Annotated in this window: 19 protein-coding genes; 10 read left to right on the forward strand and 9 right to left on the reverse strand. The window is 39.0% G+C overall.

Features of this window, described 5'->3' with window-relative positions:
- Positions 1 to 188: 188 nt before the first annotated feature.
- The 3 genes from B2906_RS18435 to B2906_RS18445 all read left to right on the forward strand — a co-directional run bounded on the left by B2906_RS18435 (position 189) and on the right by B2906_RS18445 (position 5,446).
- Entirely contained in the window at positions 189 to 1,571 is a 1,383-nt protein-coding gene (locus B2906_RS18435; RefSeq protein WP_091649723.1) for a sigma-54-dependent transcriptional regulator, read from the forward strand.
- Positions 1,561 to 2,904, forward strand: coding sequence for a sensor histidine kinase (locus B2906_RS18440; RefSeq protein ID WP_219956514.1), 1,344 nt, complete (start codon positions 1,561 to 1,563; stop codon positions 2,902 to 2,904). Before B2906_RS18435 ends, B2906_RS18440 begins: the two co-directional genes overlap by 11 nt.
- Positions 2,905 to 3,028: 124 nt before the next feature.
- The gene (locus B2906_RS18445) at positions 3,029 to 5,446 is read left to right on the forward strand and encodes a chlorophyllase/cutinase-like alpha/beta fold protein (protein WP_286942295.1); all 2,418 of its coding nucleotides are present in this window, start codon (positions 3,029 to 3,031) and stop codon (positions 5,444 to 5,446) included.
- Here the strand turns inward: B2906_RS18445 and B2906_RS18450 are convergent.
- A complete protein-coding gene (locus B2906_RS18450; RefSeq protein ID WP_219956516.1) occupies positions 5,443 to 6,168 on the reverse strand; it encodes a hypothetical protein in 726 nt (241 codons plus the stop codon). The two genes, B2906_RS18445 and B2906_RS18450, sit on opposite strands and share 4 nt — an antisense overlap.
- A gap of 120 nt (positions 6,169 to 6,288) precedes the next feature.
- On the opposite strand from B2906_RS18450, the gene B2906_RS18455 reads away from it, so the two are divergent.
- From B2906_RS18455 to B2906_RS18465, 3 genes are all read left to right on the forward strand, one after another.
- Positions 6,289 to 7,806 (forward strand): glycosyltransferase family 39 protein, encoded by a 1,518-nt coding sequence (locus B2906_RS18455; protein WP_255590360.1) that lies wholly within the window; start codon positions 6,289 to 6,291, stop codon positions 7,804 to 7,806.
- A 239-nt stretch (positions 7,807 to 8,045) separates the two neighbouring features.
- Positions 8,046 to 8,489 carry a hypothetical protein gene (locus B2906_RS18460; RefSeq protein WP_219956518.1) on the forward strand — a complete coding sequence of 148 codons (444 nt, stop codon included), beginning with the start codon at positions 8,046 to 8,048 and terminating at the stop codon, positions 8,487 to 8,489.
- A gap of 143 nt (positions 8,490 to 8,632) precedes the next feature.
- The gene (locus B2906_RS18465; RefSeq protein WP_219956519.1) at positions 8,633 to 10,129 is read left to right on the forward strand and encodes a M43 family zinc metalloprotease; all 1,497 of its coding nucleotides are present in this window, start codon (positions 8,633 to 8,635) and stop codon (positions 10,127 to 10,129) included.
- Positions 10,130 to 10,475: 346 nt separating this feature from the next.
- Here the strand turns inward: B2906_RS18465 and B2906_RS18470 are convergent, their stop codons facing one another.
- A complete protein-coding gene (locus B2906_RS18470; RefSeq protein WP_219956520.1) occupies positions 10,476 to 12,950 on the reverse strand; it encodes a S9 family peptidase in 2,475 nt (824 codons plus the stop codon).
- A gap of 243 nt (positions 12,951 to 13,193) precedes the next feature.
- Between B2906_RS18470 and B2906_RS18475 the strand changes: the two genes are divergently transcribed.
- Positions 13,194 to 14,063, forward strand: coding sequence for a UDP-2,3-diacylglucosamine diphosphatase (locus B2906_RS18475; protein ID WP_219956521.1), 870 nt, complete (start codon positions 13,194 to 13,196; stop codon positions 14,061 to 14,063).
- Positions 14,060 to 15,193, forward strand: coding sequence for a glycosyltransferase family protein (locus tag B2906_RS18480; RefSeq protein WP_219956522.1), 1,134 nt, complete (start codon positions 14,060 to 14,062; stop codon positions 15,191 to 15,193). Before B2906_RS18475 ends, B2906_RS18480 begins: the two co-directional genes overlap by 4 nt.
- A 4-nt stretch (positions 15,194 to 15,197) precedes the next feature.
- Here B2906_RS18480 and B2906_RS18485 read toward each other — a convergent pair whose 3' ends face one another.
- Positions 15,198 to 17,420, reverse strand: coding sequence for a M56 family metallopeptidase (locus B2906_RS18485; protein ID WP_219956523.1), 2,223 nt, complete (start codon positions 17,418 to 17,420; stop codon positions 15,198 to 15,200).
- Positions 17,420 to 17,788: a BlaI/MecI/CopY family transcriptional regulator gene (locus tag B2906_RS18490; RefSeq protein ID WP_219956524.1), complete on the reverse strand. Its 369-nt coding sequence runs from the start codon at positions 17,786 to 17,788 to the stop codon at positions 17,420 to 17,422. Before B2906_RS18490 ends, B2906_RS18485 begins: the two co-directional genes overlap by 1 nt.
- A gap of 290 nt (positions 17,789 to 18,078) precedes the next feature.
- On the opposite strand from B2906_RS18490, the gene B2906_RS18495 reads away from it, so the two are divergent.
- Both B2906_RS18495 and B2906_RS18500 read left to right on the forward strand, forming a co-directional pair.
- Positions 18,079 to 20,751 carry an MGH1-like glycoside hydrolase domain-containing protein gene (locus tag B2906_RS18495; RefSeq protein ID WP_286942306.1) on the forward strand — a complete coding sequence of 891 codons (2,673 nt, stop codon included), beginning with the start codon at positions 18,079 to 18,081 and terminating at the stop codon, positions 20,749 to 20,751.
- Positions 20,723 to 21,328 (forward strand): ribonuclease HII, encoded by a 606-nt coding sequence (locus tag B2906_RS18500; RefSeq protein WP_219956526.1) that lies wholly within the window; start codon positions 20,723 to 20,725, stop codon positions 21,326 to 21,328. Before B2906_RS18495 ends, B2906_RS18500 begins: the two co-directional genes overlap by 29 nt.
- 54 nt (positions 21,329 to 21,382) lie before the next feature.
- Here the strand turns inward: B2906_RS18500 and B2906_RS18505 are convergent, their stop codons facing one another.
- The 5 genes from B2906_RS18505 to tsaD are packed head-to-tail and all read right to left on the reverse strand — an operon-like array spanning position 21,383 to position 24,635.
- A complete protein-coding gene (locus tag B2906_RS18505; protein WP_144604205.1) occupies positions 21,383 to 21,835 on the reverse strand; it encodes a hypothetical protein in 453 nt (150 codons plus the stop codon).
- Positions 21,836 to 21,877: 42 nt separating this feature from the next.
- The gene (locus tag B2906_RS18510) at positions 21,878 to 22,387 is read right to left on the reverse strand and encodes an HNH endonuclease (RefSeq protein WP_219956527.1); all 510 of its coding nucleotides are present in this window, start codon (positions 22,385 to 22,387) and stop codon (positions 21,878 to 21,880) included.
- 2 nt (positions 22,388 to 22,389) lie between these two features.
- Entirely contained in the window at positions 22,390 to 23,187 is a 798-nt protein-coding gene (locus tag B2906_RS18515) for a hypothetical protein (RefSeq protein ID WP_175557825.1), read from the reverse strand.
- Positions 23,150 to 23,620: an SsrA-binding protein gene (smpB, locus tag B2906_RS18520; protein ID WP_091649416.1), complete on the reverse strand. Its 471-nt coding sequence runs from the start codon at positions 23,618 to 23,620 to the stop codon at positions 23,150 to 23,152. The genes B2906_RS18515 and smpB overlap by 38 nt, the downstream gene beginning before the upstream one ends.
- A gap of 1 nt (position 23,621) precedes the next feature.
- Positions 23,622 to 24,635, reverse strand: a complete 1,014-nt coding sequence (gene tsaD, locus B2906_RS18525) for a tRNA (adenosine(37)-N6)-threonylcarbamoyltransferase complex transferase subunit TsaD (RefSeq protein WP_219956528.1) — start codon at positions 24,633 to 24,635, stop codon at positions 23,622 to 23,624.
- Positions 24,636 to 24,646: the final 11 nt, after the last annotated feature.

Here is a 24,646-nt window from a genome sequence, read left to right on the forward strand (position 1 = left end):
TTGTTTTTGTTAAAAGACAAAGGTACAAATTATAGTTGGGGAAGGAAAGCCGAACAGTTCCGAAGCATAGTGTCCGAAATCATTATAAATATGTACACTTGCGAACACTTTTTAATGAAAAATGCTGAAATTAGGCTTAGAAGCGTATTGGCATCATTTTCCCCTATTACATGGCAAAACAGACAATCATGGAGAATCAAGATCTTGGCAAAATATTAATTATTGACGATAACGAGGACTTATTATTTGCTGCCAAAATGCTTTTAAAAAAGCATGCGAAGGAAGTGACTATTGAAAAGGATCCGAGAAGAATTCCATTTTTGATCAATAATAACAACTACGATGTAATTCTTTTGGACATGAATTTCCGGGAGGACACCACTTCTGGAAAAGAGGGATTTTTCTGGCTAAGTCAAATCAAAGAAATAGACCCCAAAGCTGTCGTAATTTTAATCACGGCATTTGGAGATGTGGAAATGGCTGTTCAGGCACTCAAAGAAGGTGCTACAGATTTTATCTTGAAGCCATGGCAAAATGAAAAACTCTTGGCCACACTTTCTGCAGCGGTTAGATTAAAAGAATCTTACAATGAAGTAGACAAGCTTCAGAAAAAGCAAAAGCAGCTTCAGTCCGATCTCAAAAAACCTTACACAGATATCATCGGGAGCAGTGCTTCGATGAAAAACATCTTTTCCATCATAGATAAGGTAGCACAAACTGATGCCAATGTCTTGATCTTAGGCGAAAACGGTACTGGTAAAGAATTGATTGCCAGAGCCATTCACGAAAGATCTCTGAGAAAGGACGAAATCTTCGTTGGAGTAGACATGGGAGCCATCACAGAAACCTTGTTTGAATCCGAGCTTTTCGGTCACAAAAGGGGCGCATTTACGGATGCAAAAGATGATAGAGCAGGTAGATTCGAGATTGCGGATAAAGGAACCCTATTCCTGGATGAAATCGGGAATTTATCCATGCCTCTTCAATCTAAATTATTGACTGTTTTGCAAAAAAGAGAGGTGACTAGAATTGGAACCAACAAGGCCATTCCGGTTGATATCCGTCTCATTTGTGCTACCAATATGCATGTGCATGAAATGGTCATGGAGAATACATTCAGACAGGATTTGCTATATCGGATCAATACAGTTGAAATTTTCCTTCCGCCTTTGAGAGAAAGACAGGATGATATACCACAATTAGCCAATCACTTCCTAAAGCAATACAGTCAAAAGTATAGAAAGGAGTTTAGCAGCTTTACTTCCTCTGCTATGGAGTTACTTCAGCGCTATCCTTGGCCTGGTAATATTCGGGAACTTCAGCATGCCATAGAAAGGGCTATCATTATGGCAGAAGGAAATCAATTAGACTCAAGAGATTTCTTCTTCCTTTCTGCCAAACCTGCCTCAGAAAAAGCTCCAGTTTCCAACACCCTGAATCTGGATGATATGGAAAGAAGTACGATTCAGCGTGCAATTGATAAAAACGGAGGTAATATTTCCAAAGCAGCAAAAGAGCTGGGCTTGACCCGTGCATCTTTGTACAGACGATTAGAAAAATATGGATTATAAAGTAGGCTTACTGGGGCGAATCGCCCTTTTAGCCGGATCACTCTTTTTTTTAGCCTATACCATTATTGATGAATGGGGAGTCTTCATGATTTCCCTTTTCATCATTATGGTGATTATTCAAATCATTTTTTTACTTCGATATTCTGAGAGTTCATTCAAAAAAGTAAGGACCTTTTTGGACAACATTAAGCAGGATAAGTATTCGCAGGTTTATCCGGTAAAATTTGACGGAACTGAAACTGATGACCTTCATATTGAATTCAATGCGATTTTGGCCAAACTCAAGGAAGATCAGGCAGAAAAAGAGGCAAATTACCAATACTTCCGCTCAGTCTTTAAGCACTTGAGCATAGGCCTGATCACTTTTGGTGAAAATGGAGAAATCCAAATCATGAATACCTCCGCCAAGAGAATTTTGAATGTGGATGAGCTCAAAAATGTTAATCAAATAGAAAACCTCAATAAAGAGCTTTTTCTGGCGATTAAAAGTTTGCGTACTGGAGGAAGTGAATTGATCAAAATCGCTCATCCCGATGGGATCATGCAGCTGTCTGTTTACGTCATTGAACTTTTGATGCGGGGAGAAAAATTCAAGTTGGTTTCCCTTCAAAACATTCAATCTGAATTGGAGGAAAAGGAAATGGAAGCATGGCAGAACTTGGTCAAGATTCTAACTCATGAAATCATGAATTCCATTGCTCCTATTTCTTCCTTAGCCGGCACACTCAAGGGCGAATTGGAAAATCAATTAGAAAAAAATGAGGGATTGAATCCTTCGGATCTGGAAGATTATTTGATGGGAATCACTACCATCGAGAAGCGCTCAGAGGGATTAATCAGCTTTGTTTCGGACTTTAGAAGCTTGGCTCATATCCCAGCTCCAAAATTTTCCAGTATCAGAATTTCTAACCTTTTTGAGCAATTGGAAACCCTGCTTCACCATCAAATACAGGCAGGCGAAATCCATCTTATCAAAGAAATTGATCCTGAAGAATTAATTCTATTTGGAGATCAAACCCAAATCGAGCAGGTGATGATCAATCTGACTCAAAATGCTATACAGGCAGTTGAGGATTCTGATGAGAAAATTATCCGTCTCAGGGCATTTATAGATGAGGCAGGAAAAATAATTATTGAGGTTTGTGACACCGGAAAAGGAATAGAGGAAGAAGCACTAGGTAAAATTTTCATTCCGTTTTTCACTACCAAAAAGAAAGGCTCGGGCATTGGTCTCTCCCTCTCCAAGCAGATTATGAGAAGACATAAGGGCAATATTCAAGTGCGCTCTACGATCGGAGAAGGAACAGTCTTCAAACTGATATTCAATGGGTAAGAATCTGATTTGTTTTGAAATATCATCTAGTTTAAAAAAGTTGATTCAAAATCATCTTTCATCCATTGATGTAACTTGGAGAATTGCCTTAATAAAATGATTTTTAACCTAACCCTAACCTCCCATGCTTGCCAAAATCAAAAGCACTTTTCTCATTATTAAAGACTGGATTCTTAAACAACTCAAAAAAATAAGCCCTGGCGATCATGCCTTCAAAGGAGCTGGGATTAGATTGATCTTTGGTTCAATGATTTTTTTCCTGATAGAAACAGTCGGGATGGTTTTAAATTTCAGGGATCCTTGGATCTTATTACTGGGTTTAGTGATCATTTTAGCTGCAACTTTAGCTGCATTCCTTTCGAACTGGTTGCTTAATAAATGGAATGAACTTCCCCGCCTTTTCAAAATTGGACTTTTCATTGCTGCCCCTCTTTTACTGGTCACAAGATTAGGGGATGAAAGGGTACTCCTTTTCTTGATACTGGTATTCGCTCTTTTGGGTGCAGGATTGGCGAGTTTGAAAAAGGGTTACTTTCCCAAACTTAGTACTCCCAAGAAAGTGGTTGTTTTTTTGGGCACTATTGTGGGTTTAGCGGGAGCAATTGCATTTATTTATTTCCTGAGTATCCGTGGTTTGGAGATGAAACCTATTATCAATGCTGGAAAGCTAGCTGAAGATAATATTCCGGTAATCGAAGCACCTTCACCAGCTGAAAAAGGTAAATATGGAATTAACTATTTTACCTATGGTTCGGGAAAGGATATCAGGAGAGAAGAATTTGCAGAAGGGGTGAGCTATCAAACTGAGTCCGTGGATGGGACGGCCTTTCTGGACAATTGGGAGGGAATTTCGGGCAAGTACAGAACTCATTATTGGGGCTTTGATTTTAAGGAATTACCGCTCAATGGAAGAGTTTGGATGCCTGAAGGAGATGGACCATTTCCTTTGGTTTTGGTAGTGCATGGTAATCATCCCATGCAAGATTTTTCTGATCCGGGCTATGATTATTTAGGTGAATTATTGGCTTCCCGAGGTTTTATTCTGGTATCTGTTGACGAAAATTTCCTAAATGGATCCTGGTCCGACTTTCCTAAAGGATTGGATAAAGAAAATGATGCAAGAGGATGGATCTTACTTGAGCATCTAAGACAATGGAAGGATTGGTCCACAAATCCTCAGCATGAGTTATATCAAAAAGTAGATTTAGATAAGTTGGCATTGATCGGGCATTCCCGAGGTGGAGAGGCAGTGGGCCATGCTGCTATGTTAAATCAGCTAGACTACTATCCTGATGATGCCAGCATCAAATTTGACTATCATTTCAATATCCAGTCTATCGTTGCAATAGCTCCGGTAGATGGGCAATACAAGCCTGGTAGCAGTTTGACCAAGTTTGAAAATGTGAGCTACTTGGGAATTCACGGTGCACAGGATGCAGATGTAGAATCATTCGATGGGGCCAAACAATATGAGCGCATTGCATTTACTGATTCGGCTTATCGATTTAAAGCAGGCATCTATATCTCTGGGGCCAACCATGGGCAGTTCAACAGCAGCTGGGGAGACAATGATATTCTAGCTACTTTTTCAGGTATCTTGAATAAGAAGCAATTAATGGATGTTGAAGATCAGGAGCGGGTAGCTGAGGTGTTTATTTCTGCTTTTTTAGAAACTACCCTGAATCAAAAAATGGAATATTTACCACTTTTTGCAGATGCTAGAAAGGGAAGAAATTGGTTACCTGAAAGTATTTATTTGAGCCAATTTGAAGATTCACGAAGTCGATTTTGGGCTGGCTATGATGAGGATTTTGAAGTGAAGACCCTTACAAAAGGAAGGCAAGCTGTTGGTAAAAACCTAAGCGTGTGGAGAGAAGGAGAAGTTATTCCTAAATATGGTTTGAAGGGCACGAGAGCGGTATTTTTAGGCTGGAACTATGAAGAATTTGGTGGAGATACTTTGGACTGGGAAGGCTTGGAAAAGCCTAAACTTCCTGACTCTGTACTTTCGGTTTATTCTATGATTTTGGATCAAAACAGCTTCCGGCCGGATTCCAGCTCGGTTTTGATTTTCTCATTGGCAGAATCAGATGAGAGTTCCAATCCCAAAAGCTCCGGAAAATGGGTGAAAAATGAGTCTAACAATGAAAATCAAAATACTGAAGAAAATAGTGAAGAAACTGATCTAGAAGATGAGGAAGAAGAAGAAGAAGAAAAGGATGATGAGAAACCGCTTCAACCATTGGATTTCAGTATTGAATTGATTGATAGCGAAGGAGAAAAAATCAGGTTTCTTTTGAGTGATTATTCTCCTTTACAGCGATTGATCAAGTCTAGAGTATTGAAAATTCAGTTTTTGGATAAGGAGGATGAGACAGAAAGTATATTTCAGTTTTATCAGTTTGACTTGAATAAATATGCTTTAAAAAATCCCTTTTTTGACCCTTCAAAACTTCAGGAAATCCACTTTATTTTCGATCAATCGGAAGCAGGAGTAGTGGTATTGGATCAGGTAGGTTTGATGCCGAGATTGGATAATTAACTTTCAAAAAATCTCTTTATAAAGGACTCTACCCAAAGAGAATCTTTCAATCCAAAAATTATAAATAACCTCAGAACAGAAAAAAATGCAACTACCACATAGGGCATTAAAATAACTTTTTGCTTTCGGTAATGCCTGAAAATCAAAAAGCAAATAATTAAAAGGAGGAGTCCGATGTTTAGAACATTCAAAATAACCGGTGGTAAAGGTAGATTTTCAGGGCTTTTGTAGATCATCATCAAGACAAGAAACATGAGTCGGACTGTTGCAGGCGGTAGTACCCAAAATACCGTAGAAATCATCCAGGCTGCATGTAAATCAGTTTTTCTGACCGAATAAATACCAGCTAAAACGGCAAATGCAAAGCCGATCATGGTCATCAATTCGGATAAGGAAGTACTGTATTTGATTGCTACTCTTGGTCCTTCATTGATATTCATATTTCCAGAAATGACCTGAATGGCTGAAATAAATACCGCTCCAGCTACAAAAACACCGAATATACCAAGCTTTCGATGGAGAGAGATTTTCTTTCTTGAAATCAGGTAAGGCTGAATTATCAAAACCCCATACCAAGTCATAGCGCTTAAACCGTGTAAATGCCAATGTAATGGCGCTTCAGAGAAGCCCAGCCAATACCTGCTAAACCCTAAAACGGTTATAAAAAATGGAATAAGAAGCCAAAGATGGGTATGAGAATAACGGTTGATTGATTGATCCACGATTAAAGAGTTTTTTAAATTACCTATTCCAAAAATCACTCACCATTTATTAAGTTAGTAAAAAATATTTCAAATATCTGAATGAGAAGGGATTACCTAATATTATCATTTTTTATTTGTTTGAAATTCATCCTCCAATGGCTGGTAGTTCATCCGGATTTTGAACTCCACCGAGATGAGTTTTTACACTTGGATCAAGCGGATCATTTAGCTTGGGGATACCTTTCTGTTCCGCCTTTCACTTCTTGGAATTCTGTAGTAATTCGATGGTTGGGAAATACTGAATTTTGGGTTCGCTTTTTCCCCGCACTTTATGGGGCATTGACTATTTGGGTGATTTGGAACTTGGTCGGGAAATTAGGAGGAGATCTTTTCGCCAAGAGTCTTAGTGCTGTGGCCTTATTATGTTCAGCTCTGATCCGACTCAATATACTCTACCAGCCTAACTCGGTAGATATCCTTTGCTGGACTTTGGTATTTTACTTTTTGGTGAGGTTAATTCGGGATCAGGATCCTAAAAACTGGTATGGAATTGCACTCAGTTTTGCTTTTGGCTTTCTGAATAAATATTCCATCGCCTTTTTAGGTTTGGGGCTTCTCTTAGGAATCCTAGCCACTCCCCAAAGAAAATTGCTCGGCAGCAGGCAGGTCTTATTTGCCATATTAATTTTCATACTTCTTATTTCTCCAAATCTCCTTTGGCAATGGAAGAATGGCTGGCCTGTACTCACCCATATGGACTATCTCAGTCGGTATCAATTGGCCAATAATTCCAGAATCGGCTTTTTGATGGAGCAATTGCTATTTTTTTATCCATCACTTTTTATCTGGATCATCGGATTTGGAGCATTGGCATTTTCAAAAAAATTCAGGGATTACAGACTTATCCCATGGACTTTTGTCTTGACCCTAGCCCTATTTACCTTCTTCAAAGCCAAAGCCTATTATGCCATCGGGCTTTATCCTGTAATCGTTGCTTTTGGAGCATTTCAGCTATCTGAATTTATCCGAAATTCATCCTTATTCAAACAAACAATCAGGCAAAATTTACTTCGTTCAGCCCTACTTATTTTACCAATTGGCTTATTTTTTCCAGCTGTTCCCCTGATCCATCCTTTTTACTCTCCTGAAAGAGTTCTTAACTCTCCTCCTGCTTATTCCAAGCTTGGTCTCAACCGATGGGAAGATGGAAAAGAGTATCCTTTACCTCAGGATTTTGCCGATATGCTGGGATGGAAGGAGATGGCCACCTTGGTAGATGAAGCTTTTGCTCAAATGCCTGAAAAAGGTCGGACAATGGTGATTTGCACCAATTACGGACAGGCTGGAGCGATTAATTTTTACACCCAAACACCAGGGTTAAAAGCCTTCACCATGAATGCGGATTATTTGTATTGGTTTGATTTGGAAGAGCCGGTGGATCATTTGATTTTGGTGAGAAGTGATTTTGAAAAACTAACTGAGGAAGAGATCAATTTTTTTGAAGAACATAGATTGATTGGTACAGTTAATCATCCCTTAGCACGAGAGAAAGGAACGACTGTACACTATCTTCGAGGAGCTAAAATCCCTGTCAACCCAATTTTGGAAGAAGAGATAAAGGAGGAGAAAAAAATGTGGGAAAGAGAAGGGAATTGAACCTTGATAATCCTGAATCTCTTCTACCCTAACCAAATCTTTTTTCATTAGTAGGCTGGAAGAAAGAAGACTGAAGCTTACAATGGGCATTCCCAATAATATTTTGAACACTATCTTATTCGAAGTACTCCTTTATGAGCAAATACTTTTTTAGGAAATAGCCAACCATGAAAAGATGTTAAAAAATTAGTAATCAACTGCTTATTAAATTATTTTTCATAGGTCTAAAAAAGTAAACTATGAAACCAATATTAGCCTTCATTGCAAGCTTTCTATTTTTATTGAATTTTGGAAAGGCACAAGATAACCATGCCCAATACGGACAGGCCCAAAATGGACAGGCCCGAAACGGACAAGCCCAAGATTTTGAATCTTTCAAGATTCGAGACAATATTGATTTAGGAGTTCCAATTGAGCCATTTTCAACATATGGCTATGGATTGAATAAAAAAACTTCCAATAGCTATCTTGATTTCCAAGTTGAGGAATTTGATTTAGTAAAAAAGCCTAAATTTTATTCTAAAGACCCCACTCAAAGAATTATTGGGTATAATGAAAACCCAATGCCCCAAATGAATTTTTCATTGCTTGCGGTTCCATTACCCGACACCAATAGCAAGATGCCGCTTCAGAAATTAGATTATTCAGAAAATCCGACACTACTAATAAAGCCTCTTTATTGAAATCGAAGACAAGGTCGAGATTTTGATATTACAGACCCCATATATCTAAATTCATGAATTTGCTCTATAAAGAATCAGAAAAATTATAAGATTAAATTAAATTTTTTCTTAGTTTACTTTTTTAACAAAAACTATTCGTTGTTATGATTCAACAATTAGATTTTTTCTTCTATTTCCGAAAAATTCAAAAAATCATTTTCGGGGTTTTTATTTCTTTAGGGCTGTTATTTCTGAATTCATGTGGAGAAAAAGAGGATCCTCTTCCTGAAGGTTTTGACTTTGTTACCGACTTTGAATTAATACCATATGACTCGGTTTTCGTGATTTGGCAGGGAACTCACGAGTTGAACCTTACACCAAAGTTTTTTGGAGCATTTGGAGATGAAATAACTTTGGAATTCAATCCTTCAATTCAATATTTCATTGATGGAAAAAAAAGTTCAAACCCTCCAAGAATACCACTTCATCAAGAAAAAGAATTTGAACTTTATGGGAAAATCGGTCGAATAAAAAGTAAAACCTTAAAAATCAGAGTAATTGATGTTGACCCAAAGACTTATGTTTCAAAGTTTAAGGCTTCAATGGCTGATTCCACAAAGGCTCCATATGCAATTTCCGGTAGATCTTTTGTGGATTTCAATGCGAGCATTTATGATTATAGGGGAAAGGAATTTCCTGAAAATGAAAAGCCTGATTATAAATTCTTTTTTGATGGTAAGGTCTTGGAGAGTCTCCATAGAGTTCCAGTTCTAAGATCAGGTGAAATTCCGTTTTGGGTAGAAATTGAGGATAAAAAAAGTGAAGTTGAAATACTTTTCTCCCGAGAACTGCCTGATCTTTCTAGGAAATATTCTTTACCAATCATTTTCCATATTATCCATTCAGGACAAGAAAAAGGAACTACAGAAAATCCCTCACAAGAAAAAATTATCGAGCTTTTGCATGAAACAAATGAATGGCTACAAGGCAGAAAAAGTTCTGGGTCGAGGAAAGGACATAATCAAGTGGACCCCAATTTAGAGTTCTTTCCAGCCTTAATTGGACCAGATGGTTTTCCTTTGCTTGAACCAGGAATCAATCGGGTTTTTTCGGAAAGAAATTCCTTCCGAAGTGGAGATGTAACAACTCATAAATACTTATTTGATAACATGTGGGACCCAAATAATTATGCCAATGTATTTATAATGAACATTGACGGCGCTGGAGGGTTTGCATTTTATCCACCTTTATCAGATGAAAAGCTATCTAGGTTTTATGGATTTACAATCGATAAGCGTTTAGATACTTTTACAATGCTTCATGAGATAGGACACTTTTTGGGTTTGCCTCATACCTTTTCTGTTGGAAAACACTGTTTGAATAGAGATGGGTTTATGGATACAGATTCTTATAACGAAGATACAAAGAAAATCAAGGGCCAATTCAAGACTAACTGTAATGGAGAATATTTTTACCCAACTAACGTGATGGACTACTTCCCCAGTGTCAGTAATAGTTTCACCTTAGATCAAGTCAATAAAATGAGATCCACAATAGATTTAGGGTATTTTTTACCAACAAATGTCAATCCAAATGGCAGAAGTCAATCAAAACCTTGGGTTCGTGGAGTATTTGATCCGGGGGTTAAACCGATTGAATAAACTGTCTAATAATAGCTTAATCTTTGAGTTCAACTCCTTCAGAGTTGTGGCGCACTAAAGCCCCCCAGTTTCACTGGGGGCTATTGAAGAGTTAAACCACTTCGTGGTTATTTGATCATTTGACCAATTCCATCCTAATGAAAAAATCCTGAAAGGATTGAATCTCTCAATAACCACGTTTGCAATCCGTCGAAAAGTAAAACGCCCTTCCATAACTTCATAAAACTAAATGGGGCAAACTTTTGTATTTTCTTGAAAATATCAACATAAAAAAAAGTGGTGCTTGCTGCAATCAACAAACACCACTAATTTCTAAGCCATTTTTAGCTTTCTTATTTCAGCTTTCTCACTTATCCTTAGGTTTATCCCTTTGCATTTCTATCATGTCCACCGGTGGCGGAGTATTATCACCCAATAGATGGCGAACGAAGTAGTCTCCCATTTTCCAGAAGAAATACTCGGTCATGTCTCCATAGCCATGTCTCTGACCAGGTAGAATCACAAATTCAAAACGCTTTCCGGCTTTGATCAAAGCATTAGCCATGCGGATAGTGCCCGCAGGATGCACATTATTATCCACATCACCGGTTGAGAGCATCAGATGCCCCTTCAAGTTTTTAGCCAAGTCAGGGTTCTTTTCAATCTGATAAACAAAGGTTGTATCACCTTTAGGTGAAATTTGTTCTTTCACTCCATGATGCTTCTCTGACCACCAACGGTTATAGATATTATTCTCATGATTTCCAGCCGAAGAAACAGCCACTTTGAATACATCTGGGTAAACCAGCATGGCGGCTGTAGACATAAAGCCTCCTCCTGAATGCCCATGGATACCTACTTTGCTTCTATCAATAAAGTCATGACGGTCTGCCAATTGCTCTAAGGCCGCTTTTTTATCAGCCAAACCATAATCTCTCAGGTTTCCATAGCCATAATTATGGTACCACTTAGAGCGTGCTGGATGTCCCCCTCTATTACCCAAGGTAACCACCACAAAACCAAACTGGGCCAACCTATCAGTTCTATCCATACTTCTGCCGAAAGACTTATTCACTGCTTCCGTTTGAGGTCCAGGATACACATATTCGATAATCGGATACTTTCGGGTTGAGTCAAAATCGAAAGGCTTAAACATGACACCATACAAATCAGTAATTCCATCATCTGCCTTGAATTTGAAAGGCTCAGGAAACTGATAGCCCGCTGCGAATAATTGACTCAAATCTGCTGTTTCAAGATCCATCACCTTGTTCCCATTTCTATCTTTCAACACAGAAACCGGCGTAGTATTCACACGGGAATAAGTATTTACAAAGAAGCTTGCATTGTCATTGATGTCGATATCATGATTGAAATCACCGGCATTTAAAAGGCTCACTGCACCACCATCCAAGCTCACGGAATAAAGATGCTCGTAGTAAGGATCCTCCCCTTTCTCGCGTCCATTGGCTACAAAGTAGAGTTTTCTGTTTTTGGCATCAACTCGTGCTGCACCAGCGGTATGGTAAGGACCGGAAGTCAATTGTCTCTTCAAAGTTCCGTCTTTTCCATACAGGTAAAAGTGTCCCCAACCATCACGTTCAGACCACCAAATCAATTCATTTCCTACCAATTCCAGCTTTTCAAAATCAATATAAGTATTGCTTCTTTCCTCAATCACTACTTCTTTTTGATTGGAAGCTAAGTTCCATCTTACCACATCCACTTTTTTCAAATCCCGGGAAGTGATAGCAAAGTAAAACTCGTTGAGATTACCCAACCATGTCGCTGGTCTGAAATCATCATCTCTAGTATTTGCCGGAGGAGTAGTAGACCATAGTGAAACAGTCTGATCCTTGAAGGTGGAAATTGGAAGTTTCTTCATTTCCATCTGATCAAAGGAGAAGTGTAAAAGTTCAGTTTGAGGCTGTTCCTTTTCACCCGGCATAGCATACTTATAGGTCTCCAAAGTTGGACGAGGATTTCGGGTGTTATGAATCACCCAAAGGTCTTTCACATCTCTTTGGTCTGTTCGAGTCATTACAAACTGCTTGCTGTCAGAGCTCCAAAGTACACCTGCCCTTTTGCGGTCATCTTTGGATTTTTCCTCTTCTACATTGTCATCACCACGACCACCCCAGCCGTATTCATAATCCTTTTCTCCATCTTCTGTGAGTTGATTTTCAACTATTGTTGAATCTTTTTCATCTTTCACCGCTTTGAGGAAATTTTCCTTATCCATCCAGTAGAGGTTGTAATTTTTCATATACACCACTTTGGAGGAATCAGGAGAGATATTGGCCCATGAAAGCCTTTTCGGATCTTTTTCCGTTTCAATTTCCGTCAACTGCTGAGTTGAAATGTTGTATAGAAAAGTGTGTACTTTTTTCTCCAAGGAGTCCTTGGAATTTTTGTTCTTTTCCTTGATTTCAGCCCAGTCTGATTTGAGGACATCCGCTGTACTTTTCACTTTGAATCGGATGGTATTTTCATCATCCATCAGTTTCAAATCATCCAATTTCAGATGCTGCCCATCGAAAGGATCCTTAACCGCACGGGTGATCTCAGCTGCAAGCTTATCCCTGTCAAACATTTCGGACTTGCTTCTTCTAACCGGATCCACCACATACCAGCGTTTCCCTTCGCTGGTTTCGTATTCGTACCAAAAACGATCTGATTTTTTCATCCAATGTGGGTTAACACTGGTGGAAAAGATCATCTTCTTTAGCTTCTCAGGTGAAAAACGAGATGCCAGTTCATAATTACCAGAGTAAACAGGCTCTTGGGCATGACTTGTAGCAAAAGCCAAAAAGAACCCAAAAGCGAGTAAAATTCTACGCATAATCTCTATAGTTTATTTTCTGACGAAACTAAAAAACAGGACTTTAAGCTACTTTACCGCTTGCGTAAAAAGGGGAAAGAAAAGCCTTTTGATCTCTCTGAGCTTCAGTCATACAGATAATTCATATTCACTTAACGGGCACTTCATATTCACCAAATAATCTTCTGGATTCATAGTAAATACTTAACAACCTAAACATGCTGGATTCAAATTGGGAGACTACCTTTCGATCAAAACAAAAGCGTGAAGACCCATTTCAAAACCATTGTTGTATCCGATGTGCATTTGGGTACCAGAGGATCCAAAGCCAAAGAAATAGCGAGATTTCTTAAGCAATACCGTTGTGAGAATCTTATACTTAATGGAGATATCATAGATGGTTGGCAGCTTAAAAAATCAGGAACATGGAAAAGAAAACACACGCGATTTTTTAATAGAATCCTTAAAATGATAGAAAATCATCAAACCAAGGTGTACTACCTACGGGGTAATCACGATGATTTTTTGGATCAAATTCTCCCCTTGCAGATTGGAAATTTATCGATCCAAACGGATATGATTTATGAAAGCCAGGGGAAAAAATATTTTATCACACATGGAGATATTTTTGACAGCATAACGACCAATCTCAGATGGATTGCCTATTTGGGTGATGTGGGATATACCTTTTTGCTATGGCTTAACCGAATTGTCAATCATTATAGATTCAAAAGAGGTCTACCCTACTTTTCACTTTCTCAATATGTCAAATCCAAGGTAAAGTCTGCAGTTTCTTACATCGATGAATATGAAAAAGAGCTTGCCAAAATGGCCAGGGCTAAAGGCTGCGATGGCATTATTTGCGGTCATATTCATAAGGCTGAGAATCGGGAAATTGATGGAGTTCATTACCTGAATTCCGGTGATTGGGTTGAGACAATGTCAGCTCTGGCTGAGGATCATGAGGGGAATTGGCAGTTGATCTACTATAACGAAATAGATTTCAAAGAAATCAGAGATCATCAAATTACCAGCTTTTTCGAAGGTGAAAGTCAAGAAGGTATTATTCCGCTTAGGCAAGTTTCCTTTGAGAATAAAAAAGACGACCTAAATCCACCAGCATTTCGATCATGAAATTTCTATTCATCGTTCAGGGAGAAGGTCGCGGCCATATGACTCAGGCTATCTCATTTTCTCAGCTTATCAGATCCCAAGGCCATGAAGTATGCGCTGTGATCCTAGGAAAAAGCAAGCGGAGAGCCATACCTGATTTTTTTAAAAGAGAAATTAATGCCCCTATCCACTGGATTCCCAGTCCAAACTTTGAAACAGATGGGAAAAATAAAAAAATCAGCCTGTCTAAAACCCTTCGAAAAAACTTTTTGAAAGCACCGATTTTCATAAATAGCCTTCGCGAGATCCATTTGATCAATCAAAGGCATCAGCCGGATGTGATTCTAAATTTTTATGACTTATTGGGGGGACTGTATGCCGGATTTTTTAGACCAAAAGCTGAGTTTTGGGTAATTGGCCATCAATATTTGATTAATCACAGTAATTATCTCTTCCCCAAAAAAAGAAAATTAGATCGGCTGCTGTACCAATTCAACACCAGATTAAGTGCTTGGACAGCCAATAAAATTCTAGCCTTGTCTTTTGAACCACTGGAGGCAAAAGGTAAAATTACAGTTGTTCCCCCGCTTCTACGAAGAGAGTTAAAGTATTTGAACCCTCATCCAGGTGACTTTTACCTCGCTTACATGGTAAACCCCGGCTATGCTGAAGACTTGATCGCATTTGCAAAGAGCAATCCTCAGATTAAAATTAAGGCCTATTGGGATAAGAAAGGAGAAAATGAAATTTTCCATCCCCGCCCTAATCTCAGCCTTCAACAAGTAAATGATCAGAAGTTTTTGGAGGATATGGCAGCTTGCAAAGGTTTGGTGTGCACAGCAGGATTCGAGTCAATTTGCGAAGCAATGTACCTGGGGAAGAAAATCATGGTCATCCCAGTAGAAGGTCAATACGAACAAGCTTGCAATGCCATTGAAATTCAGGAAAGAAAGATAGGGATAGCAGCATCAGAGTTTAATTTCAAGCTTTTAGAAAAAACAGGTATTAAGGATAAGGAAGCTGTGAAAAAATATCAAAGCTGGGTGGAAAGCTGGTCTGAGATTATTGAGAATTTGACATTAGAAAAAAGGAGCTCTCAGGTTATCTGGCCTGAAGGCTCCTTCCCTAACTCAAATCATGCATTTGGATAATTTCCTAACAAGCTAAATTTTTTCTTTCTTCAGCACTTAAATCTTCGGGCCTTTTATAAATAGTAATTCCGTCCTTCTGAAGCCTTATGAAAGGAAATTTAGCACGATCAATGCCTCTTCTTTCAATGATGGAAAGACCCATGTATCGAGTTTCTAGTTCTTTAAACTTGGATTCCATCTGCTGAATATTCGAGTAAGTCCAATTTGCAAAAATCCGATTCTCATTAGCCATAGCTTGATACTCGCTATAAAGTCTCAAATAGCTTCTAACTTCATTGCTTTGAACAGCATGGACTACATTAATTTTTGTCGAATTGCTGCTTGATGAAAAGCTAATCTGCCTAGAATTACTTTCGCTTTTATTTTTAAAAACAGGAGAAATAGTATCAGTAGGAAGTGGCTTGGGCAATTGTTTTTTCCTGTTTTCTTTAGCCTGATTATACTCTTTCTCCAATTCCAAATACAGCCTTTCTATTTCTTTCTTTACTTCAGGTTCATCCTTTTTATCAGATAATTTAAGTTTTTCATAGCGGGCATTCTTTTGAAGAAAGGCAGTGGTGGGATCAGGATACCGGGAAATATCCTTCATCCAAGTGACTCTCCGCTGGGTAAGTGTGATAGTATCTTGATTTGAACGCGGGCGGAACATTTCAGAATCTGGACCAAATTGCTCTTGGAAATAATTTTCTCGATATAGATGCACCTGATAAGGCTGAGGGAAGCGCTCAGATCTTGCATTGGGGAAAACTCTGGATTGAAATACCAGCACAAAATCTTCTGGTATGTAATTTTCGAGCTCTTGGTTGGAAATCACTTGACCATCAATCCAAACTGCATATTCATCTTTGTTTTTAAACGATTCAAATGCTTCGCTATCTGGACTTTTCTTTTGTTGGGGCTTACTCGAAAACTGTAATCGATCTTTTTCATTTTCAGAGAGCTCAAAATATCTTTTTTGAGTATAATCCATTTGCTCACTTTCAATTAGAAAGACAGCATCTCTGAAGTATCGCTCTTTTTCAATCTCCATAGGTTCAGGTTGATTAGAACTTGTGCCTCCCTGAAACTTTATTTTTCTAATATTATTTGTTGCCAGCAAATTCTGAATATCAGCAACCTCCCCCATTTTAACTTTTGGAGCAGATTTTAATTCAACAATTAGCCTTTCAGCATCATATTTTACCAACTCTTGAGTAAGCTGCTCTTTACTAATTTTATTTCCTTCCCAATAAATTTCACCCTCCTCATTCAGCTGAAGCGAAACTGTCGTAACAGATTGATTTAAGGAATTATTACTATCCTCTACACTTTCTTGAGCTAAAGAGCTAACCACAGTTTTTTCTGCAAATAGCCAAATCATGGCACCTAAAAAGACAACCAAGGAGGTCAATTTCAGGATTTTTATTCCGGGATTTGAAGACTTTTTCATCATGTCGAATCGTTTTTTGGTGAGGGAAAAATTCAAATTACTTCCGAGAGCAAAGCTTTGTCGACCCGAAAGGATAGCTAAGAGCAAGTTTTGATAATCTGAAACAGGCATTTTCTTAACCACCTGTTGATCAGCTATAAATTCATGGTTAAGTCGAATAGCCATTCTGGCTAAATAAAGCCCTGGGTGGAACCAAAGCAAAACCAGCAAAGCTTCTACGAAGAGTGTATCCCAACTGTGTTTTTGACGAACATGACATTGCTCATGCAGAAAAATTGCCTCTGGCATTCCTTCCTTTTCAAAAGGCTCTTTGGGATAAAAAATGTATTTCAAAAAGGAGAAAGGAGATATTGACTGTTTCAACAATACTAAATTTTCCTGCCTGTACACTATCTTGGGGCTGGTGCGAATCTGATTTTGAATTCGGTAAATATTCTGGATGAACCTCAACAGAAAAATTATCATTCCCAAGAAATAAACTCCCCACAATATGGTAATCCAAGAGATTTCGACCTTTTTTGTCTGATCTGGAATGGTTGAGTTTAGCTGAATGCCTTCATCTTCTTGAATAATGGATTCTAGATAAGGATTTTCCATCTCGTATTCGGAAATAACAAAAGGTTCTACAGGAACTTCCTGTTTCACTTCAATGGTCAATAGAGGGATCAAAAAAGAGGCAACGATCGCAGCTAGTAAAAAGAAACGATTGAATTGATAGAGCACCTCCCGCTGTAGAATTAGCCTATAAAACAAAAGCAAGAGCAGCAAGCAAAGTATCGATTTGAGCAAGTATTCCATCAGTCCTTTTGGTTTAATTGATCTTCTATCAGGGATTTTAGCTCTTGGAGCTCTTTTTTAGACAAATCTGTTTCTTGAGTAAAAAATGAGGCAAACTGCCCAGGAGAATCATTGAAAAAATTTTTGATCAAACCCTTGAGCTGTTTGGAAAAATAAATCTCTTTAGAAACCAGAGGAAAGTATTGCCGATTATTACCCACAGCTTTATAAGCCACATACTTTTTGTCCTGCATTCTTTTTAAAAGCGTGGAAACAGTTGTTGCAGCAGGTTTCGGTTCTGGATAAGCTTCAAGCAAATCTTTCATGAATGCCTTACCCAACTGCCATAGATAACTCATCAGTTCTTCTTCACTCTTAGATAGTTTCATATCAGAATTATTCAGATTATTCTACAAATGTAGAATTAAAACTAACTTCTACAAGTGTAGAATTGAATTTTAACAATTATTTATAATGATCTAAACTTCAAACAAATAAAATTCAGGTTTAAAAACATTTGGCTTACAGAAGCTAATTGAATTGAATTTGAAAGGAAGTAGTGCTTGGACTTTCTCAGAAAAATCAATTCAACTACCAGATACAAAACAGAAAAGCTAAATTTGAAATTAAGTCTCTGAATTATTCTAATTTCGAAACTTGCTCAACCTAGAGAACTTACATGTCAGCCGAACATAAACGATTAAAAGAGGATAGGGATTTTATAAAGCATTGGAAAAAGTGGGGACCCTATCTCACTGAGAGGCAGTGGGGAACCGTTCGGGAAGATTACAGTCCCGATGGATCTGCCTGGGAAAACGTGACCCACGATGATGCCAGAAGTAAAGCCTATCGCTGGGGAGAAGAAGGGATAGCCGGAATCTCCGATTACAAGCAGAAGCTTTGTCTTGCCTGGGCTTTTTGGAATGGCAAAGATCCTTTTATTAAAGAACGCCTTTTTGGACTTACCGGAAATCAGGGAAATCACGGAGAAGATGTCAAGGAAATCTACTATTACCTTGACTCAACTCCCACTCATTCGTACATGAAGATGCTTTATAAGTATCCTCAAGCAGAATTTCCCTATCAAAAACTCATTGAAGAAAGTAAAAGAAGGGGCAAAACTGACCCTGAATTTGAACTTATAGATACTGGAGTATTCGACGATGACAGGTACTTCGATATATTTATCGAATATGCCAAACATGATTTTGAGGATATCATCGCCAAAGCTACCATTTACAACAGAGGTCCTGAAAAAGCCACCATTTGGGTGATGCCTACCTTCTGGTTTAGAAAAACCTGGTTTACCGGGCATGAACCCTTCATGCCTAAAATCAGCTTGACCAAATCTAACAGAATTAAGGCTTTTAGCCCAAAATCAGGAAACTACTCTGTTTCCTTTGAGGGAAATCCAGATATCCGTTTTTGCGATAATGAAACCAACCGGGAGCGCTTATATGGCATCCCGAATGAAAGGAATTTCACCAAAGACGCTATCAATGACTTTGTAGTCAATGGAGATGAAAGCAAACTGAATCCAGCTTTCCATGGCACCAAGGCAGCAGCCATTTACAAACTGGAGATACCTGCAGGAGAAAGTGCCGTGGTGAATCTACGCATGCAGCATCAACTGGATGATAATCCATTAGAAGCCTGTGATCCCTGCTTGGAACAAAGAAAAAAGGAAGCGGATGAATTCTATTCAAAACTTCAGCATCGTGTAACTGATCCGGATCTTAAAAGAATTCAACGTCAGGCTTTTGCCGGGATGATGTGGTCCAAACAGTTTTACTACTATGATGTAGAACGCTGGCTGGAAGGCGATCCCGGAAGGTATGTTCCGCCAAAAGAACGAAAAAAAGGGAGAAATCATCATTGGAGGCATCTTCAAAACTATGATATCATCTCCATGCCTGATAAATGGGAGTATCCCTGGTACGCAGCATGGGACTTGGCTTTTCACTGTATTCCCATTGCCAGAATTGACCCGGAGTTTGCCAAAGATCAGCTACTCCTGCTGCTGAATGAATGGTACATGCATCCCAATGGTCAAATTCCTGCTTATGAATGGAATTTCTCAGACGTAAACCCTCCTGTGCATGCTTATGCGGTACAGCGGGTATACCAAATTGACAAAAAAGCCAATGGAGGCAAGGGTGATCAGGAATTCTTGGAGCGAGCCCTCCACAAGCTGATGCTGAATTTTACCTGGTGGGTTAATCAAAAGGACTCCGATGGGAAAAATATCTTTGAAGGTGGCTTCCTGGGATTGGATAATATCTCCCTTTTTGACAGAAGCCATGCCCAACACTATCAGGGAAAATTAGAGCAGGCTGATGCCACTTCTTGGATGGCTATGTTTTCGCTAAATATGCTCCGTATTTCTTTGGACCTGTGTGAATTCAACAAGGTGTACCAGTTCACGGCCACCAAATTCCTAGAGCACTTTTTGTATATAGCAGGGGCCATGAATAATATCTCCGCTGAACATATATCCTTATGGGATGATGATGACAGCTTCTTTTATGATATTTTCCACGTGCCTGGCAAAGAATCCAAAAAAATGAAGGTTCGCTCTATTGTAGGCTTAATTCCATTATTTGCAGTTGAACCTATCCGCGAAGATCTCTTCGATCAATTACCGGAGTTTAAGAAAAGACTGGACTTCTTTCTAAGGGAAAAACCCAAGCTAGCAGCCTTGGTTTCTAGCTGGATCCAACCTGGATACGATAAGCGAAGGCTTTTCTCCCTATTGAGAGGACACAGAATGAAGAGCGTTCTTCATAAGATGCTGGACTCAGAGGAGTTTTTGAGTGAATTTGGAATTAGATCTCTATCTAAATTCCATCAAAGGCATCCATATACCATGAAAATCAATGGGGATACTTTCTCAATCAAATACACTCCGGGAGAATCAGATACCCGAATGTTTGGAGGTAATTCCAATTGGAGAGGTCCGATCTGGTTTCCGATCAACTACCTAATCATAGAATCCTTGAAAAAGTTTGACTTCTATTATGGAGGAGATTTTTCCATTGAATATCCAACCGGTTCAGGGAATTTCATGACCATGGATTTGATAGCCAAGGAACTTTCCATGCGCTGTATCAAGATCTTTACCAAAGATGAAAATGGGCACCGACCAGTCTATGGGAATCAGCAGAAATTCCAAAACGATCCTCATTTCAAAGATTATATCCTGTTTTATGAGTACTTCCATGGAGACAATGGAAAAGGATTGGGAGCATCCCATCAAACAGGCTGGACAGGATTAGTTGCGGAGATGATCCATAAATTTTATAAAGAGAAAACACCAATAAAATATGGCGCTGCTACCCTATTTAGAAGCTAATAGAATAGAAGCGGGTTGCGATGAAGTGGGAAGAGGGTGCTTGGCTGGTCCGGTTGTAGCTGCAGCAGTAATTTTACCTGCTGATTATGAAAATCCTTGGATCAATGATTCCAAAAAACTGGGGAAATCCCAAAGGGAGGAATTGATCGAGGAAATCAAATTAAAGTCCTTAGACTGGGCTATTGCAGAAGCAACCGTCGCCGAAATAGATCAGATCAATATTTTGAATGCCTCTTTTCTTGCGATGAGCCGTGCAATAGAAATGCTGAAGGTAAAGCCTGAACATTTACTTATTGACGGCAACAGATGGAAATCTAAATTGGAATACTCTTACTCATGCATCATTAAGGGGGATGGCAAATTCGCCAGTATTGCCGCTGCATCTATTTTGGCAAAAGTTCATAGAGACCAAATGATGGAAGACTTAGCTACCTCATTTCCTCATTATGGGTGGGAAAGCAACGTAGGATACCCGACCAAGACACACAGAGAAGGAATCCAAAAGCATGGAATAAGTCCTTGGCATAGGAAAAGTTTCCAACTACTACCCCGACAATTGGATTTGGGACTCCAATGAAAAGAAAAAGCCAGCAATCATAAACTGCTGGCTTTATTTATTTTAAGGGTGATTTTACTTTTCTTTTTTCTCTATAATTCGTTCAAAGACTAATTTACCTGCTCCTGGATTTTGACTGATAGGCTGAAGCACCAGCTTATTGGCGTCAAACTCTACAATTTTTGCCTGCCTAACTTCATTACCCTCATAGATTGTCAGGATATTTTGATCATCCAATTTGACTTTGGCCTTTTTAAGTACCAATTGCTGATTTTCAAAATCTGTAAATTTCAATGAATCGCCTGCGGAAAACTGGTAAACAGTGCTTTCAAGTCTATACTGAATTCTGTATTGCATATTGGCTTGAGTTGCCGAGTCTGCATTTAAAAATTGTGGGGATTTTCTAATTCTTTCTATTCCATCAAAATAGACCAATTGCCACTTTCCAAAGAGCTCCTGTATTTGGATTTGATTGATATTCAGAAAAAAAGAAAGAATCAATGCAGGGATCAGGGTAAGACTATTCATGTCTTCATCCGTACAATTTTGTTGCCAAAATTAAATTTCCTCCTATTGAGGCACATTAACATTTAAAAATGGAATCCATTCGGAAGCTTGTCGCTCTGCGTAATCTGCCAGAAAATAAGCTAGTGTAGGCTTAAATGGAGCAGTTTTCAAGGTCAAACCTGCCTGATCCGGAGTCTTGTCTCCTTTGTTGACATTACAGCGATTACAGGCCGTTACCAGATTGGTCCAATTGGTTTTTCCTCCTTTGGATTTTGGAATTACATGGTCAATTGTAAGGTGGCGCTGACTTCCACAATATTGACACTCCCCTCTATCCCTTCTAAATAGATTGGCTCTGTTTAATAAAACCCCGCGGTAGGGAATATTTTTATATTGATTTAGCCGAATGACAGCAGGATAGGCAAAAGATCGACTTACTGTCCGGATTTCCAGGAGTTCATAGGTAGAAAGCACATTTGCCTTTTCCAAAAGGGTTAAGACCAATGCTTTTTGCACAGTTACCACCGCAACGGGAGAATGATCCAAATTCAACACCAAAACTCTCTTTTCCATACCTATACAACTACCGTTCTTGCCTCCAAAACCACTTGATGAGATTGATTGTTTTTTAAAAAAGCCTGCCACTCGTCCAAATCAGAAACTTTAATCCGATTATCCATCCAAAGGACCTCTTCCATTCCCAAGTAGATTGCAAATGAGTCTTTGGCAGTTTTTTCATCATGAAAAATAAATAAATCTCCCGGCATCGCATGATTAAATGGGATGATTCTTCCCGGTAAATGGTCTGAATACCAGTTATACCCACCAATGGAATAAATCAAGGCAAAGCCCAGCATCTCATCGAGCCCAAAAATACTTCTCCCTCCTGCTTGCCAAGGAGCATTGACATACTTCAAGGCAATATCTATCAACTGTTCCCGATCTGCTTTCAAAGCATGACTCCTGGTGGTTCCGGTAAAGCCAATATGATCCTGCCAATTGAATAATTCCAAATCAGAAAAATGGAGCCTGCTTCCGGGAAGTAGGTATAGGTTTGTGCCCAGATACTCAATGGCAGCGATGGGGCTAGTTACAATTTGATAATCCTGATTGAGGAAATTCTGATAATCACCTCCTGAAATTTCTTTTAATGATTTGGCGCTAATCCAGCCACCCATTCGGGAATCTTCATGAAAAATACGATACCAAGTTCGGCCAGAATTCACTGCCAACACCTGATAACACTCACCAAAAAGCAATTGGGTTTGGAGTGCTGAGTCTACTGTAGGTTTTCGATAAACCGGCAAGATGGTTTGCCGGCAAATTCCGAATATATCATTTAAGGGCCATTCGCTGGAGTTCTCTTTTGGCATCTTTTTCCTTCAGATCCTGTCTCTTGTCGTGTAATTTTTTACCTCGACCCAAAGCAATTTCCATTTTTGCTTTTCCACGGTCGTTGATAAATATACGAACCGGAATGATAGTAAGACCTTTTTCCTGCGACTTAGTTTCGAGTTTTTCCAGTTCTTTTTTACTTAAAAGCAACTTTCTATCTCTCACAGCCTCATGATTATAGCTTGAAGCCATAGAATATGGGGCAATATGCATTTGTCTCACGTACAGCTCCCCATCCAAAAAAATACAAAAGGCCTCAGTCAAAGACACCTTACTCTCTCGGATGGACTTGATCTCAGTGCCTTTCAGCACCATTCCAGCCACGTAGGTATCTATAAACTCAAATTGAAAGCTAGCCTTTCTGTTTTTGATATTGATATGCTTCTCAAATTTATTGACTTTGGTAGCCATATTAGATTTTCATTTTTGCTAAAGGAGTCACATCCATAGATGAAAAATCTCCTTTTAAGTATTTGTAATGGGCTGCCATGGCAATCATGGCTGCATTATCTGTACAATATTCAAATTTCGGGATAAAAATATTCCAGCCTCTTTTTGTGGCCAAATCTGTCAAAGCATTTCTCAAACCTGAATTTGCTGATACGCCCCCTGCTATAGCTACATCCTTCACGCCATATTGTTTGACCGCTGCCTTCAATTTAATCAGCAACATTTCAATTAGACTATGCTGTATACTGGCGCATAGATCATTCAGGTTTTCCTCAATGAAGGTAGGATTCTGCTGCAGTTGATCTCTCAAGAAATATAAAACCGCAGTTTTTATTCCGCTAAAAGAATAATCCAATTCAGGCATGCGAGTGATGGGAAACTCAAAAGCTTTTGGATTTCCTGACTGGGCATATTTATCGATCAAGGGCCCACCCGGATAAGGTAAACCTAGCAATTTGGCTGTTTTGTCAAATGCCTCCCCTACCGCATCATCCCTTGTCTCTCCAATGACCTGCATATCCAAATAATCTTTGACTAAGACCAATTGCGTATGCCCTCCACTGACTGTCAGACAAATAAAAGGGAAATTAGGCTTAGGGTCCTCTATGAAATGCGCCAATACGTGAGCCTGCATATGGTTGATCTCAATCAGAGGGATCTTCAAAGCATACGCCATGGATTTGGCGAAACTTACTCCCACGAGCAAAGCTCCCATGAGACCTGGACCACGGGTAAAGGCAATTGCACTGAGATCTTTTTTACCGATCCCGGAAGACTCCAAGGCCTCGTGCACCACAGGAATAATATTCTCCTGATGCGCTCTAGAGGCTAATTCGGGAACAACACCCCCATATTTTTCGTGGACTGATTGTGTGGCCACAATATTATTAAGTACTTTGCCATTTAAGATTATAGAGGCAGAAGTCTCGTCACACGAGGACTCAATTGCTAGAATAGAAATATCGTTGGTATCCATTGGAAAAGAAC

The sequence above is a fragment of the Algoriphagus sp. UBA3586 genome, from assembly GCF_002376385.1.
Classification (GTDB): Bacteria; Bacteroidota; Bacteroidia; order Cytophagales; family Cyclobacteriaceae; genus Algoriphagus; species Algoriphagus ornithinivorans.